Source organism: Azoarcus indigens (genome assembly GCF_004361735.1).
GTDB lineage: Bacteria > Pseudomonadota > Gammaproteobacteria > Burkholderiales > Rhodocyclaceae > Azoarcus > Azoarcus indigens.
This window is the reverse complement of the sequence record NZ_SNVV01000007.1, coordinates 139360-153310: the sequence shown is the minus strand read 5'-3', so window position 1 is coordinate 153310 and position 13951 is coordinate 139360. Positions and strand designations below refer to the sequence as shown.

The window sequence follows — 13951 nt, the reverse complement described above, 5'->3', positions numbered from 1 at the left end:
AGGTCAACCTGTCGAGGGGAGGCTCAGGCCTCGCGCATCATCAGCCAGTACTGCACCTTCATGGTGACGACGGCGCCGGCGATGATGGCTGCGGTGGTAAGGATGGAGCCCAGCGCCAGAGTGGAGACGCCGGACAGGCCCTGGCCTATGGTGCAGCCCACCGCGGTGACGCCGCCTATGCCCATCAACAGGCCGCCGACGATGTGGCGGCCCAGGTCGGCCGGGTCGCGGAAGCTCTCGATACGGAAGCTGCCGTTGAGCAGGGCGCACAGCGCCGAACCGCAAATCACGCCCAGCACGCTGGCGATGCCGAAGGTGACGATGCGGCTGGTGTCGCTCCACAATTGCAGCAACTCTAGCGTGTAGGCCAGCGGCGCGACGAAGGTCAGCGACTCGGCGCGGCCGCTGTTGGTGCCGATGAAGGCTTCTTCCAGCGTCTCTGGATGCTCGGCGACGTAGCCGATGTGACCGGTGACGTACCAGCAGGCGACGATGAGCGCGCCTACGCCGAGGCCACCGAGCAGGATGTCGCCGCGCCAGGCGTCCCGCCGGCCAAGGGTGAAAACCAGCAATGCGATTGCAGCCACGCCTGCAGCGAGCCAAACCGCGGTGTCAGGTGCCATGCCGGCCGCGGACAGGAAGGCGGGAATGGCCTGGCTGTGGCCGAGCTCGACATTCACCGAGTCGAGGAAGCGCACCCGCCAGACGCCGGTGAGGCCGCGCAGCGTCATCGAGGCGCCGATGGCCAGGAAGGTGAATACCACCAGCGATTTCAGGTTGCCACCGCCCAGCCGGATCAGCGTCTTGCTGCCGCAGCCGGAGCCCAGCACCATGCCGGCGCCGAACAGCAGGCCGCCGGCGAGGTGCGACAGCCAGATCAGCCGGCTGCCGGTGTAGATGGTCTTGGCCGGATCGAACAGACCGGCCAGCTGCAGTGCCGCGGTGCCGAGGATGGCGGTGGCGATGGCCAGCAGCCACATGCGCATGCGGCCCCAATCGCCGATGTTGACGATGTCGGAGACTGCGCCCAGCGTGCAGAAGTGGGTCTTGTTGCCGATGAAGCCGAACAGGCCGCCGATGGCGAAGGCGAGCCAGGCGATGGTGGCGGGGGAGACCAGAGCGTCTTCCATGAGGCGGCGGAGAATTTTGGACAGCCCGGGATTCTAGCGGGCATCGCGGCGGTGGCGGCGATCTTTGCGCGAGGTGTTTCCGCTATCGAGGGCCGTCAGCCAGGGGCGCCACTGCCTTCCCTGGTGCGTCAGAGGTTGCGTGGCTGGTAGGGCGTGGGGTCGCTGATGCCGGCGGCTTCGAAGCCGGCGCGGCGCAGGCGGCAGGCGTCGCAGCGGCCGCAGGCACGGCCGCTGTCGTCCGCCTGGTAGCAGGAGACGGTGAGGCTGTAATCGACGCCCAGCGCGGTGCCGCGGCGGATGATGTCGGCCTTGGAGAGGTCGATCAGCGGGGCGTGGATGGTGACGCCGTTGCCTTCGACGCCGGCCTTGGTCGCCAGGTTGGCCATGGTCTCGAAGGCCTTGATGAAGGCGGGGCGGCAGTCGGGATAGCCGGAGTAGTCCACCGCATTGACGCCGACGAAGATGTGGCGTGCATCCAGCACTTCTGCCCAGGCCAGCGCGATCGAGAGCATGACGGTGTTGCGCGCAGGCACGTAGGTGACCGGAATGCCCTCGGCTTCGACATCTTCGGGCACGGCGATGGATGGGTCGGTGAGCGCGGAGCCGCCGAACTGGCCGAGGCCGACGCGGGCGAGGCGATGCTCCCTGGCGCCCAGAGCGTCGGCCACCCGCTTGGAGGCGGTCAGCTCCGCAGCGTGGCGCTGACCGTAGGAAACGGACAGGGCGTAGGTCTCCAGCCCCATGTCGCGGGCGATGGCGAGGCAGGTAGCGGAATCCAGGCCGCCGGAAAGAAGGACGACGGCGCGCTGCTTATCGGTCATGGGGACAGTTCCGTGTCGTATCGTGACGCAGGGGCCTCATCGGCCGCGGGCATCGTTCCACAGGATCTTGTGCAACTGCAGTTGGAAGCGCACCGGCAGGCGATCGCGCACTATCCATTCCGCCAGGTCCGCCGGCTCGAGATTGCCCGCGACGGGCGACAGCAGCACGGCACAGCGGCGGGTCAGCGCATGTTCAGCGATACACGCTTTTGCCCATTCGTAGTCCGTGGCGTCGGCGAGAACGATCTTCACTTCATCCGCAGCGTTCAGAAAGGGGATGTTCTCGTAGCGGTTCCTGGCCTCCTCGCCGGAGCCAGGTGCTTTCAGGTCCATGATGCGGGATACGCGCGGGTCCACCGCCGAGATGTCCAGCGCGCCGCTGGTCTCCAGCGATACCGAGTGGCCGGCGTCGCAGAGCGCGGTGAGCAGGGCCGGACAGGACTTCTGCGACAGCGGTTCGCCGCCGGTGACGCAGACATGCCGCAGCCCGTGGCTGGCGACCTCCTCCAGTACCGAGGCCACGTCGCGGCCCTCGCCGCCCTGGAAGGCGTAGGCGGTGTCGCACCACACGCAGCGCAGCGGACAGCCGGTGAGGCGGACGAAAACGGTGGGGAGGCCGACGCGGGTCGATTCGCCCTGGACCGAAGCGAAGATTTCCGTGATGCGAAGCTTGGCGGCGGCCGGGGCCGCCGTCGATACCGCCATGGTCAGCGCTTGCCGAGGCGTTGCTTGGCCGTTTGCGCGGCGTTGCTGCTCGGATAGCGTTCCACCAGCGACTGCAGGGTACGCTGGCTGTTCCGGGCGTCGCCCATGGCCTGCTGGCTGTTCGCCAGGCCGAGCATGGCGTCAGGTGCCATGGCGTCGTTGGGCCACTTGCCGAGAACGGTGTTGAAGTGGTTGGAGGCGGCGGAAACCTCCTTGACCTGTAGGGCTGCGTTGCCGGCCCAGAAGTGGGCGCCGGGCAGGAAGCCGCTGGAGGGGTGCTTGCCGATGAAGGCATCGAAGGCGGCCAGGGCTTCACGCGCCTTGCCCTCCTTCAGCAGGTTCAGACCTGCTTCGTATTCGGCGGATTCGGCCGCGGGATCCACCGGAGCCTGGGCTTGCGCCTGCTGGGTGGCCGCGGCCGTTTCCAGCTGCCTCAGCCGGTTGTCGAGGTCGACATAAAAATCGCGTTGGCGCTGCTTGAGTGATTCGACTTCATTCAGCACCACTTCGAGCTGCCCGCGCAAGCGGGCCACCTCGTCGCGAAGTTGTTGGTTCTGGTTGGCGAGTTCGAGTTGGCCATTGCGGGCCGTGGCGATCTGGCTTTCCAGGTCCTGTCGCATTTCGACGATCTGACGACGCGCCTCGGCGTCGTCGAACAGACCCGCATGGGCGGGCCCGGCCGACGACAGTGCGAGTAGCGCCACCAGCGGCACGAGGCGCTTCATCTTAGAACTCGCCCGAGTACAGGATGTCGCTGCGGCGGTTCTGAGCGAAGCAAGCTTCGGTGCTTTCGGTGCAGCGCGGCTTCTCTTCACCCAGGCTCACGGACTCGATCTGGCCTTCCTTAGCACCCAGCAGTTGCAGCGCTTGCTTGACGGCGTCGGCACGCTTCTGGCCCAGGGCCAGGTTGTACTCGCGGCTGCCGCGTTCGTCGGTGTTGCCCTGGATCAGGATGCGCATTTGCGGGTTCTGAACCAGGAAGCGGGCGTGGGCTTCAACCAGCGGCTTGGCTTCGGCCTTGATGACGAAGCTGTCGAAGTCGAAGAACACGCTGCGCTTGGACAGGATGTTGTTCGGGTCGGTCAGGGCGGCGATGCCGGAGCCGGACAAGGGCGGCGCGGTCACGGTGGCGACACCGGAGCCGGAGCCGGCGCGGTCTTCGACCTTGGCCCCAGTTTGCTCGGGCCCACCGGTGCTGGAGCACGCGGCGAGCAGAGCGGCGAGTAGAGCGGGCAGAACGAGTTGCTTCATGGATGTTTCTCCAGTTCGTCTTATGTTGGACAGACAGCAGCGTTATTGCTTCTGCGCGGGGCCCCAGGCGGGTTCCCGCACGTCGGCGGCCTGCACCGAAAGACGCTGTTTCACCCGGCCATCGGACGAAACGGCCGCAAGTATGCCCCTGCCGCCGCTTTCGGAGGCGTAGAGGATCATGCGGCCGTTGGGGGCGAAGCTGGGCGATTCGTCTCGCGTCGAATCGGTGAGGATCGTGGTCTGGCGGGTGGTCAGGTCCTGGACCGCCACCTGGAAGCGACCGTTGTTGCGGGTGATGAAGGCGAGCAGGCGGCCGTCTGCGGACGGGCGCGGCGTGACGTTGTACGTGCCTTCGAAGGTAACCCGCTGGGCGCTGCCGCCGCTGGTCGGAATGCGATAGATCTGCGGGCTGCCGCCGCGATCGGAGGTGAAGTAGATCCACTGGCCGTCCGGCGCCCAGGCCGGTTCGGTGTCGATGCCGGAGGAGGTGGCCAGGCGGCGCACGCCCGAGCCATCGGCCGACAGCGTATAGAGCTGCGACAGACCGTCCTTGGTTAGCACTACCGCCAGTTGCTGGCCGTCGGGCGACCAGGTGGGCGCCGAGTTGGAGCCCTTGAAGTTGGCCACGACCTGGCGCTGGCCAGTGGCGAGCGTGTGGACGTAGATGATGGGCTTCTTCTGTTCGAAGGAGACGTAGGCCAGACGCTGGCCGTCAGGCGACCATGCCGGCGAGATGATGGGCTCGCGGGACACCAGCGCCGCCTGCGGGTTCGCGCCGTCGGCGTCGGCGATCTGCAGTTCGTAGCGGGCGCCGCTCTTCACCACGTAGGCGATGCGGGTAGAGAAGTAGCCCGGCAGGCCGGTCAGCTTCTCGTAGATGAAGTCGGCGATGCGGTGGGCGGTGAGGCGGTTCTGCGCGGGCGCCATGCGCAGCACCTGGCCGCCGATTTCCTGCTGCTTCTGGGTGTCGAAGAGGCGGAAGCGGATCTCGTAGCGGCCATCCGGCTGCGGGATCACGCTGGCGGCGAGGGCGGCGTCGGCGCCGCGGGACCGCAGGTCGGCGAGGTCCGGTACGCGGGATTCGGGCAGCGACAGCGGGCCGATATCCACCAGGTTGAACAGGCCGCTGCGCTCGAGGTCGGCCTTGACGATGTCGGAAACGCCGCGCGGGAGTGCGCTTTCGTTCTCGAAGATGGGTACCACGACCGGGAAGCGGGCGGCGCCGGCACCGGTGATTTCAATGGAGAGCTGCGCCTGGGCTGCCACCGACAGGGCGGCGAGCGCGGCGGCCAGGATGAGGCGAAGGGCGTGGAGCGTCTTGGTCATGGCGTATTCAGGATGCGAATTATAGCGAAGCGTTCCCGTCATTCCTCCAACGGCCTGAATTTCAGTTCAAGCGTGCGCTGGAAAAGTTCCCTCGATTCCGGCAAAGGCAGCGGGCTGGAGCGACGGATGGCGCGTTCGATGGCTTCGTCCAGCGCAGGAATGCCGGAACTTCGTTTCAGTGTGACGTTGAGCACCTCGCCGCTGGGCAACTGATCGACCTCGAATACCGCTTCGGGGTTGCCGCTCAGGCCGGGGGGGCGGAGCAGATTGCCGCGGACCTTGGTGCGGATCGCATTCTGGTAGGCATCGCCGGCCGCACGGTTGCGTGCGGCGCTGGCACGCGCAGCTTCGTCGCGCATCAGCTTTTCGAGCTGGGCGCGCTCATTGGTCTGGGCCAGCGTCTGATCCAGCAGCTTCGCCATGTGGTCGTCCTTGGGCGGCTGCGTGGGCTTGGGCTCGGGTTTCTTCGGCTCCGGCTTGGGCTCCGGCTTCGGCTCGGGTTTGGGCGGTTCCGGTTTCTTCGGTTCTGGCTTGGGCTCGGGCTTGGGCTCCGGCTTCTTTTCCGGCGCCTTGGTGGCGATGTCCGGTTTGGGCGCGGGCTTGGGCTCCGGCTGGGGAGCCGGCTTGGGCGGCTCCGGGCGTGGCTGGGGCTTGGGTTCGGGGGGAGGAGGCGGAGGTGGCTCTGGCCGGGGCTCAGGTTGAGGTTGCGGCGTGGGCGTAGGCGCCGAACGCGGCGGCGCGGCGGCCAGTTCGACCTCAAGCGACGCCGGCGGCTCGCTTTGCCAGCGCACGCCGAAGAACAGGAACAGCGCCAGTCCAACGTGGACCGCGACCGTCAATCCTATGGAAGCCCACTTCCCGGGGTGATCCCGGGGAATGTCGCGCTCGTTCATCGGCCGCGGCTGCCTGCCTCGGTCTGCAGGCTAATCTTCCTGACGCCGATTTCGCGTGCTGCTTCGAGGACGTCGATGACTTTCTGATACTGCAACTCCTTGCTGGCCGCAACGAGGAAGGGCTGCTCCGGATTGGCTGCGAGGGCGTCGCGCAGGGCGCGTTGGAACTCGAGATGGGTGACAGGGCGCGGTGAGGCATTGCTCGTCTGGCGCAGGGCCATGGAGCCGTCGGCCTTCACCTCGATCACCATGGCCTCGGCTGGCGGCGTGCTGAGTGCGCCGGCCGAGGGCACGTCGATGTTGCCTGGCTGGATCATCGGCGCGGTGACCATGAAGATCACCAGCAGCACCAGCATCACGTCGATGTAGGGCACGACGTTGATCTGGTTCATTAGGCGGCGTTGGCGCATCTTTCCGACCCCAACCACTTTCAGCGCAGATGGCGCTGCAGGATGTTGGAGAACTCTTCCATGAAGCTCTCGAAACGGATGCCGATGCGGTCGATGTCATGGGCGAAACGATTGTAGGCGACGACCGCGGGAATGGCTGCGAACAGGCCGATGGCGGTGGCGACCAGGGCCTCTGCGATGCCCGGCGCGACGTGCGCCAGGGTGGCGGCGCCGACGTTGGACAGGCCGCGGAAGGCGTTCATGATGCCCCACACGGTGCCGAGCAGGCCGATGTAGGGCGACACCGAACCGACCGAGGCGAGGAAGGCCAGGTGGGCCTCCAGGTCGTCCACCTCGCGCTGGTAGGTCGCCCGCATGGCGCGGCGGGCGCCGTCTATGGTGGCGCTTTGGTCGTGGCTCTTGGCCCGCAGCTTGGTGAATTCACGATAGCCGGATTCGAAGATGCGTTCCAGGCCGCCGGAGTGATGGCGGGCGGCGGAAGCCGACTGGAACAGCGCATTGAGGTCGCCGCCGCTCCAGAAATCGCGTTCGAACTCATTGGTCTTGCTGCGCGCGGCGCGGATCTGGAACCACTTGCGGAAGATCCAGTACCAGGAGACCAGCGACAGCGTGGCCAGCAAGGCCATCACGAGTTGGACGAGGACACTGGCCTGGGTGATCAGGCTGAGGATGGAGAGGTCTTGTGAGACGGTCATGCTGGCGAGAGTTGTTCGAGTCGGTTGCGTATCGCGGCGGGGATGGCGGCCGCTTTCTTCTTGTTCCAGTCCACGCAGGCGATGAGGACGCGCGCTTCGAACAATAGTTCCTGGGCGCGCATCACCTTTTGCACGAAAGTGATACTTGCCCGGCCGACGTTGCCGAGCGTGGACACGATCTCTAACGCATCGTCCAGCAATCCGGGTGACAAGTATTCGGCCTGGACGGAGCGCACGACGAAAACCAGGTTGGTCTCTGTGCGCAGCTGCTGCTGTTCGAAGCCCAGCGCCCGCAGCCATTCGGTGCGGGCACGTTCGCAGAAACGGAGATAGTTGGCGTAATAGACCACGCCTGCGGCGTCGGTATCTTCGTAATACACCCGGACGGGCAGCACGAACTCCCGCGCGGACGCGGGCAGGGCGGGAGCTGGCGAGGTGTGCATCGCAACATTCTATCCGAGCTCGCGTCTGCGCATCCGGACGATTTCACTCTGGCGTGTATTGCAAAACGTAAATGCCGGGACCGCGGATTTTGCCGTGAGGGTTGAAGACGGGGCGGCGCAAGGCCGGGGAGGGAATGCTATCCTTGGCCCACGGTCGTATGTTCATACACCCCAGTCAGCAGGCAGGTTTCCACGTGGCACTCCCCTTTTTCGGTAAGAAGACCCCCGCCGCTCCTCCCCAGAGGCAACCGGCCGGTGCTCGCCCGGAGAAAGGCGGCAGGCAGACGCAGCCGCCGCGCACCGAGCTGTCTACCCTGGACTTCTCCGGCGGCGATGCGAACCGGGCACTGGCGCAGTGTGCCGAGTTGGTGGAAGTGCAGGAGGTGGGCAGCGGGATAGGTGCGATCTACGAGGAGGCTGCGGTTCTCTACGCCAACGGCAACAACGGCGAGGCGGAGAAGGTGCTGGGATCTGTGCTGGATGAACGGCACAACACCGCCGGCGAAGGCCTGTGGATGATGTTGCTGGATCTCTATCGGCTGACCGGCCAGCGCGAGAAGTTCGAGTCGCGGGTGCTGGACTACGCAACCCGTTTCGAGCGTTCGCCGCCGCCATGGCTGGATCTGTCCTCGCAACCGGCGGTACGCCAGGGCGAACGGGTGCCGCTGGTCAATCTCGCCGGCAACCTGTCCGGCCAGGCGGCCAACCAGTTCCAGCAGATCGGCGTCATCGGCCGCAAGAGCGGTGGGGTGCGCATAGATCTGGGCAAGCTGCGGGCGGTGGATGAAACCGGCTGTACCTTGTTGCGCCAGACACTGGCCAGCCTGGCGGCCGACCGGGTCAAGGTGGCGCTGCTCAACGGGGCCTCCATGGCCAACATGCTGGCAGGGCAGATCGCGCCGGGCAAGGCGGAGAGCCGCGACATGTGGCTGCTGCTGCTGGAGTTGCTGCAGCATACCGGCGAGCAGGAGCGCTTCGAGCAGATCGCGGTGGATTACGCCATCACCTTCGAAGAGTCTCCGCCGTCCTGGGAAGGCCGTGAGCAGATGCGGGCGGTGGTTTCCACTGCTGGCCTGGTGGCTCCCGTTACCCCGACTGAAGGAGACGAAGGTTTCCGCCTGGAAGGGGAACTGGTCGGCGCGTCCAACGACGCCATCAAGCGTCTGGCAGCTTTCGCCGGTGACAGGCGCAATGTCAGCGTGGATTGCAGTCGCCTGCGCCGCCTGGATTTCGTCAGCGCCGGCACCTTGTTCAACATCCTCGCCACCCTGCAGGCTCAGGGTAAACTCGTCGAGCTACAGAATGTGAACGCCATGGTTGCCGCGCTGCTGCGGGTCATGGGCGTCGATCAGGTGGCCCAGGTCACGCTGCGCATCTAGTGCAGTTGGCGCGCCCGGGCGCCCCACAGGCAAGGAAAAACGCATGGAACAGTATCACGGCACCACCATCCTGTCGGTGCGCCGAGGCAATCGCGTCGCCCTCGGCGGCGATGGTCAGGTCACCCTGGGCAACATCGTCATCAAGGCCAGCGCACGCAAGGTGCGCACCCTCTATCAAGGCAGCATCCTCGCTGGTTTCGCCGGCGGCACCGCTGACGCCTTCACTTTGTTCGAACGCTTCGAGGCCAAGCTGGACAAGCACCAAGGCAATCTGGTGCGCAGCGCGGTGGAGCTGGCCAAGGACTGGCGCACCGACCGCATGCTGCGCCGGCTGGAGGCGATGCTGGCGGTGGCCGACCGCGAGAACTCCCTGATCATCACCGGCAACGGCGACGTGCTGGAGCCGGAACAAGGCATCGTCGCCATCGGCAGCGGCGGCGCCTACGCCCAGTCCGCCGCGCGGGCGCTGATCGAGAATACCGAGCTGTCGCCGCGCGAGGTGGTGGCGAAGTCCCTCGCCATCGCCGGCGACCTCTGCATCTACACCAACCAGAGCCACACCATAGAGGTGCTGGAATAGCCCACCGGACAGAGCGAGCAGCCATGACCCAGATGACCCCGCCGGAGATCGTCTCCGAGCTCGACAAGCACATCGTCGGCCAGGCCAAGGCCAAGAAGGCGGTGGCGATCGCCCTGCGCAACCGCTGGCGCCGCGCCCAGGTGGACGAGCCGCTGCGTAGCGAGATCACGCCCAAGAACATCCTGATGATAGGGCCGACCGGCGTTGGCAAGACCGAGATCGCCCGCCGCCTCGCTCGGCTCGCGAACGCTCCCTTCATCAAGGTGGAGGCAACCAAGTTCACCGAGGTCGGCTACGTAGGCCGCGATGTGGACACCATCATCCGTGACCTCGCCGAGATCGCCATCAAGGACGGCCGCGAGCGCGCCATGCGGGTGGTGCGCGACCGTGCGCTGGACGCCGCCGAGGATCGCGTGCTGGACGCCCTGTTGCCGCCGGCACGGCCGGTCGGCTTCAATGCCGAGCCGGAGGCCGCCACGGATAACGCCACCCGGCAGAAATTCCGCAAGCGCCTGCGCGAGGGTGAGCTGGACGACAAGGAGATCGAGATCGAAGTCGCCGTCGCCGGCATGCAGGCCGAGATCTTCGCGCCACCCGGCATGGAAGAGCTCACCCAGCAGATCCAGGGCATGTTCCAGAACATTGGCGGTGGCAAGAAGAAGCTGCGCAAGCTGCAGATCAAGGAAGCGCTGAAGGTGCTGGCCGACGAGGAGGCCGCCCGCCTGATCAACGACGAGGAGGTCAAGGCCGAGGCGCTGCGCGCGGTGGAGCAGAACGGCATCGTCTTCCTCGATGAGGTGGACAAGATCGCTGCCCGCTCCGACGCCCACGGCGCCGACGTCTCCCGCCAGGGCGTACAGCGCGACCTGCTGCCGCTGGTCGAGGGCACCACGGTGTCCACCAAGTACGGGATGATCAAGACCGACCACATCCTGTTCATCGCAAGCGGCGCCTTCCACCTCTCCAAGCCCAGCGACCTGATCCCCGAACTGCAGGGCCGCTTCCCCATCCGGGTGGAGCTGGACTCCCTGTCGGTGGAGGATTTCGAGCGCATCCTCACCAGCACCGACGCTTGCCTCACCCGCCAGTACCAGGCGCTGCTCGCCACCGATGGGGTGACGCTGGAGTTCAAGCCCGAGGGCATACGCCGCCTGGCGCAGATCGCCTTCCAGGTCAACGAGAAGACGGAGAACATCGGGGCCCGCCGGCTGTACACCGTCATGGAGAAGCTGCTGGAAGAGGTCTCCTTCGACGCTGGCCGTGTTGGCCTGGAGCGGCTGGAGGTGGATGCCGCCTACGTCGATGGCCGGCTGGACATGCTGGCGCAGCGGGAAGATCTGGCGCACTTCATCCTCTGAGCCGTCGCGGCCGGCCACGGCCGTGCAGCGTTGAAGCGGGGACCGGCGAGACCGGTCCCTTTCTTCATCCGCGGCCCATCCTCCCGGGCCGTCTTTCCACCGCTGCCCATCGTCGGGGCGGCGGCAACGACGAAGAACAACATGCTGATCCGCATCGTCTCCATCCTCTTCCCGCTGTTCGCCATTGCCGCGCTCGGCTACCTGGTCGGCCGCCGCTTGAAGCCGGACCTCAGCCACGCCAACCGGCTGAACATGGACGTGTTCGTACCGGCGCTGGTATTCGCCGCGCTGGCGAGCAGGGAGACCCGCATCGGCGATTACCTGCCGCTGGCGGCGGCGACGCTGCTGGTGGTGATCGGCTCCGGTCTGCTCGCCTGGGCTTTCGCCCGCGCCGCCGGGCAATCCACCCGCACGCTGGTGCCGCCGCTGATGTTCAACAACTCCGGCAACCTAGGCATTCCGCTGGCGGTACTGGCCTTTGGCGACGCGGCGCTGGCGCCGGCGGTGGTCACCTTCGCCGTCTCCAATCTGCTGCATTTCTCCTTCGGTGCCTGGCTGCTGGACCACAACATCCGTTTGCGCAACCTGTGGCGGGTGCCTTCGGTGGCGGCGACGATTGCCGGCGTGGCGCTCGGGCTCTCCGGCATCGAGTTGTGGCCGCCGTTGATGGTGGCGGTGAAGATGCTGGGCGACATCGCGATTCCGCTGATGCTGTTCGCACTCGGTGTGCGGTTGACCGATTCGCGCCTCGGCGCCATCGGCCTGGGCGTGCTCACTGGCATCTTGCGACCGCTCGCCGGCATGGCGCTGGTCTGGGCGGTGCTGTTGCTGATCGATCTGCCGCCGCAGGAGCGGGCGCTGCTGATGGTGTTCGGCGCGCTGCCGCCGGCGGTGCTCAATTACATCTTTGCCGAGCGCTACCGCCAGGAACCGGAGAAGGTGGCCTCGCTGGTGCTGGTCGGCAACTTGCTCAGCCTGGCGATGCTGCCGATTCCGCTGGCGCTGGCGCTCGACTGAAGCGGCGGCCGCTGTTCAGGCCGTCAGCTCGTCCGGGTCGGCGGCCATCACATGCAGGCCCTTGGCGCCGTGCTTGCTGCGGTACATCGCCGCATCGGCGGCGCCCAGCAGGCTGGCGAAGTCTGTGCCATGCAGCGGATAGAGCGCCATGCCTATGCTGGCGGTCACTGTCCAGCCGCGCTCCTGCACCACCGCCGGCAGGGCGATGGCGCGCGCCAGGCGCAGCGCGGTGGCGCGCACGTCGGCTTCGTTGGCCGGCGCGCCCAGCAGCACCACGAATTCATCCCCGCCCAGCCGGGCGGCGGTGTCGCTGGCGCGGATGGCGGCCTGCAGGCGTTCGGCGACGATCTCCAATACCTTGTCACCGGCGGCATGGCCGCCTTCGTCGTTCACCGTCTTGAAGCCGTCAAGGTCTATCACCAACAGCGCGGCGTGGCCGGGCTGGCGGCGGGCTGCGCTCAGTGTCAGTTCGGCGCGCTCTTCCAGCAGGCGGCGGTTGGGCAGGCCGGTGAGCGGGTCGAAGAAGGCGAGGCGTTCGATCTCCGCCTCGGCGGCCTTGCGCTTGGCGATGCTGGAAAGCTGGGCGAGCAGGCAGCGCAGGTGGGGATGTTCCAGGTGGTTGCCCAGGCGCAGGGAGATCCAGTGTTCCTTGCCGTCGTCGCCCAGTATCCGGCATTCCGCGCTGCCGCTGTTGCGCTCGGCGGCCACGCTCATCACCAGTGAGCGTATGGTTTCTGCATGGGCGCCGGGCGCGCAGCTGGCCCACAAGGGCAGATTCCGCCAACGCTCGGCGCTGCGGCCGGTGATGCGCAGCGCGGTATGGTCGGCGTCTATCACATGACCATGGGCGTCCACCCGCATCACGCAGTCCGATGCCAGGCGCGCCAGCGCGTGGTCGCGGCTGTTGCGCTGCAGGCGCTGCTGGGTGAGGTGGGCAACGGTGCCGGCCAGCAGCGCCCCGGCGATGAAGAGGGCGGCGAGCTCGTGGCGCGCGATCGGCGGTAGCAGTGGCTGTACCGGGTGGAACTCCAGCAGCCAGCGGCGGCCGCCGAATACCAGTTCGCTGCGCACCGCGCGCAGGTCCGGCGTCGCCGGAAAGCCGTCGTCGAACAGCGGCTGTGCCTGCAGGGAGGTGCTGCCGGCGGCGCCGAGGTCGGTGAGGCGTAGATTGAACTGCCGGCGCAGTGCCGGCGACAGCGCGGTCTCCACCAGATCGGTGACGACGAAGGAGGCGCCCAGTGTGTTGGATGGGCGCAGCTTGCCTTCCGGGCTGGGGGTGGGCACCGGGGTGAGCAGCAGCACCGCCAGCGCGTCCGGATCCTGCCGCAGGCGCAGCGGCGGCGTGGCGGCGAAGCCATGTTCGCCGGCCTCCTCGATGGCGCGTTGCCGGACCTCGTCGGACAGCAAGTCGTAGCCCAGGGAGCGCTGGTTGCCGGCTGGCGGCTGCACCATTTCTGCGACATGGTAGAAGGGCCGGCGCGCAGGCGGGTAGATGTCGAACTCGGCGTAGATCGGGTCGTAGGCCTTGTTGCGCTGGCGCACCTCGGCGAGATAAGCGTCGCGTTCGGTGTCGCTGACGGCGCGGTTGAAGGCGAGCGCGCGCAGGCCGGAGAGGCCGCGGTCTATGCCCAGGATCTGGATGTAGCGGGCGAACTCCTCGACGCTGAAGCCCTCGGCTGCCATGTAGGCGGCGCGCAGGGCGAGCAGGGCGTTGCGGTAATGGGTGAGCTGCTGGTTCAGCGACAGGGTGGACTGATCGGCGACGCGGGCGAAGGCGGCGGCCGCCTCGCGCATTTCCACCGCGCGGTACTGACGCCAGGCCAGCCATTGCAGGCCCAGGGTGGCGAACACCACCAGCAGCGTCAGCGCGGCGGCGCGCAGCGCCGGGCCGGCTGGGCGCGGCAGCAGGGCGGTGAGTCGGGGCGGGCGGCGCACGAAGCGGC

15 protein-coding genes are annotated in these 13951 nt (G+C 67.1%); 4 read left to right on the top strand and 11 right to left on the bottom strand.

The window, feature by feature from the left end; translation table 11 throughout:
- Nucleotides 1-23: 23 nt before the first annotated feature.
- The 10 genes from C7389_RS10105 to ybgC all read right to left on the bottom strand — a co-directional run bounded on the left by C7389_RS10105 (nt 24) and on the right by ybgC (nt 7674).
- A complete protein-coding gene (locus C7389_RS10105) occupies nt 24-1130 on the bottom strand; it encodes a YeeE/YedE family protein (protein ID WP_133590953.1) in 1107 nt (368 codons plus the stop codon).
- A 128-nt stretch (nt 1131-1258) separates the two neighbouring features.
- Nucleotides 1259-1951, bottom strand: coding sequence for a 7-cyano-7-deazaguanine synthase QueC (queC, locus tag C7389_RS10100; protein ID WP_133590951.1), 693 nt, complete (start codon nt 1949-1951; stop codon nt 1259-1261).
- Nucleotides 1952-1987: 36 nt separating this feature from the next.
- Complete coding sequence (gene queE / locus C7389_RS10095; RefSeq protein ID WP_133590948.1) at nt 1988-2656, bottom strand: 7-carboxy-7-deazaguanine synthase QueE; 669 nt, start codon at nt 2654-2656, stop codon at nt 1988-1990.
- Nucleotides 2657-2658: 2 nt separating this feature from the next.
- Nucleotides 2659-3381, bottom strand: coding sequence for a tol-pal system protein YbgF (gene ybgF / locus C7389_RS10090; RefSeq protein ID WP_133590946.1), 723 nt, complete (start codon nt 3379-3381; stop codon nt 2659-2661).
- A gap of 1 nt (nt 3382) precedes the next feature.
- The gene (gene pal, locus C7389_RS10085) at nt 3383-3907 is read right to left on the bottom strand and encodes a peptidoglycan-associated lipoprotein Pal (protein WP_133590944.1); all 525 of its coding nucleotides are present in this window, start codon (nt 3905-3907) and stop codon (nt 3383-3385) included.
- 42 nt (nt 3908-3949) lie between these two features.
- Entirely contained in the window at nt 3950-5233 is a 1284-nt protein-coding gene (gene tolB, locus C7389_RS10080) for a Tol-Pal system beta propeller repeat protein TolB (RefSeq protein ID WP_133590942.1), read from the bottom strand.
- Nucleotides 5234-5271: 38 nt separating this feature from the next.
- A complete protein-coding gene (locus C7389_RS10075) occupies nt 5272-6126 on the bottom strand; it encodes an energy transducer TonB (RefSeq protein ID WP_133590940.1) in 855 nt (284 codons plus the stop codon).
- Nucleotides 6123-6536, bottom strand: coding sequence for an ExbD/TolR family protein (locus C7389_RS10070; RefSeq protein WP_133590938.1), 414 nt, complete (start codon nt 6534-6536; stop codon nt 6123-6125). The genes C7389_RS10075 and C7389_RS10070 overlap by 4 nt, the downstream gene beginning before the upstream one ends.
- 20 nt (nt 6537-6556) lie before the next feature.
- Entirely contained in the window at nt 6557-7231 is a 675-nt protein-coding gene (tolQ, locus tag C7389_RS10065) for a protein TolQ (protein WP_133590936.1), read from the bottom strand.
- Complete coding sequence (gene ybgC, locus C7389_RS10060; RefSeq protein WP_133590934.1) at nt 7228-7674, bottom strand: tol-pal system-associated acyl-CoA thioesterase; 447 nt, start codon at nt 7672-7674, stop codon at nt 7228-7230. The genes tolQ and ybgC overlap by 4 nt, the downstream gene beginning before the upstream one ends.
- Before the next feature lie 194 nt (nt 7675-7868).
- Between ybgC and C7389_RS10055 the strand changes: the two genes are divergently transcribed.
- From C7389_RS10055 to C7389_RS10040, 4 genes are all read left to right on the top strand, one after another.
- Nucleotides 7869-9053, top strand: a complete 1185-nt coding sequence (locus tag C7389_RS10055) for an STAS domain-containing protein (RefSeq protein WP_246034698.1) — start codon at nt 7869-7871, stop codon at nt 9051-9053.
- Nucleotides 9054-9096: 43 nt separating this feature from the next.
- The gene (gene hslV, locus C7389_RS10050) at nt 9097-9633 is read left to right on the top strand and encodes an ATP-dependent protease subunit HslV (protein ID WP_133590930.1); all 537 of its coding nucleotides are present in this window, start codon (nt 9097-9099) and stop codon (nt 9631-9633) included.
- Between the two features lie 23 nt (nt 9634-9656).
- Complete coding sequence (gene hslU, locus C7389_RS10045) at nt 9657-10991, top strand: ATP-dependent protease ATPase subunit HslU (RefSeq protein WP_133590928.1); 1335 nt, start codon at nt 9657-9659, stop codon at nt 10989-10991.
- 141 nt (nt 10992-11132) lie between these two features.
- Nucleotides 11133-12008 (top strand): AEC family transporter, encoded by an 876-nt coding sequence (locus tag C7389_RS10040; protein WP_133590926.1) that lies wholly within the window; start codon nt 11133-11135, stop codon nt 12006-12008.
- Between the two features lie 15 nt (nt 12009-12023).
- Here C7389_RS10040 and C7389_RS10035 read toward each other — a convergent pair whose 3' ends face one another.
- Nucleotides 12024-13943 (bottom strand): sensor domain-containing diguanylate cyclase, encoded by a 1920-nt coding sequence (locus C7389_RS10035; protein WP_133590924.1) that lies wholly within the window; start codon nt 13941-13943, stop codon nt 12024-12026.
- Nucleotides 13944-13951: the final 8 nt, after the last annotated feature.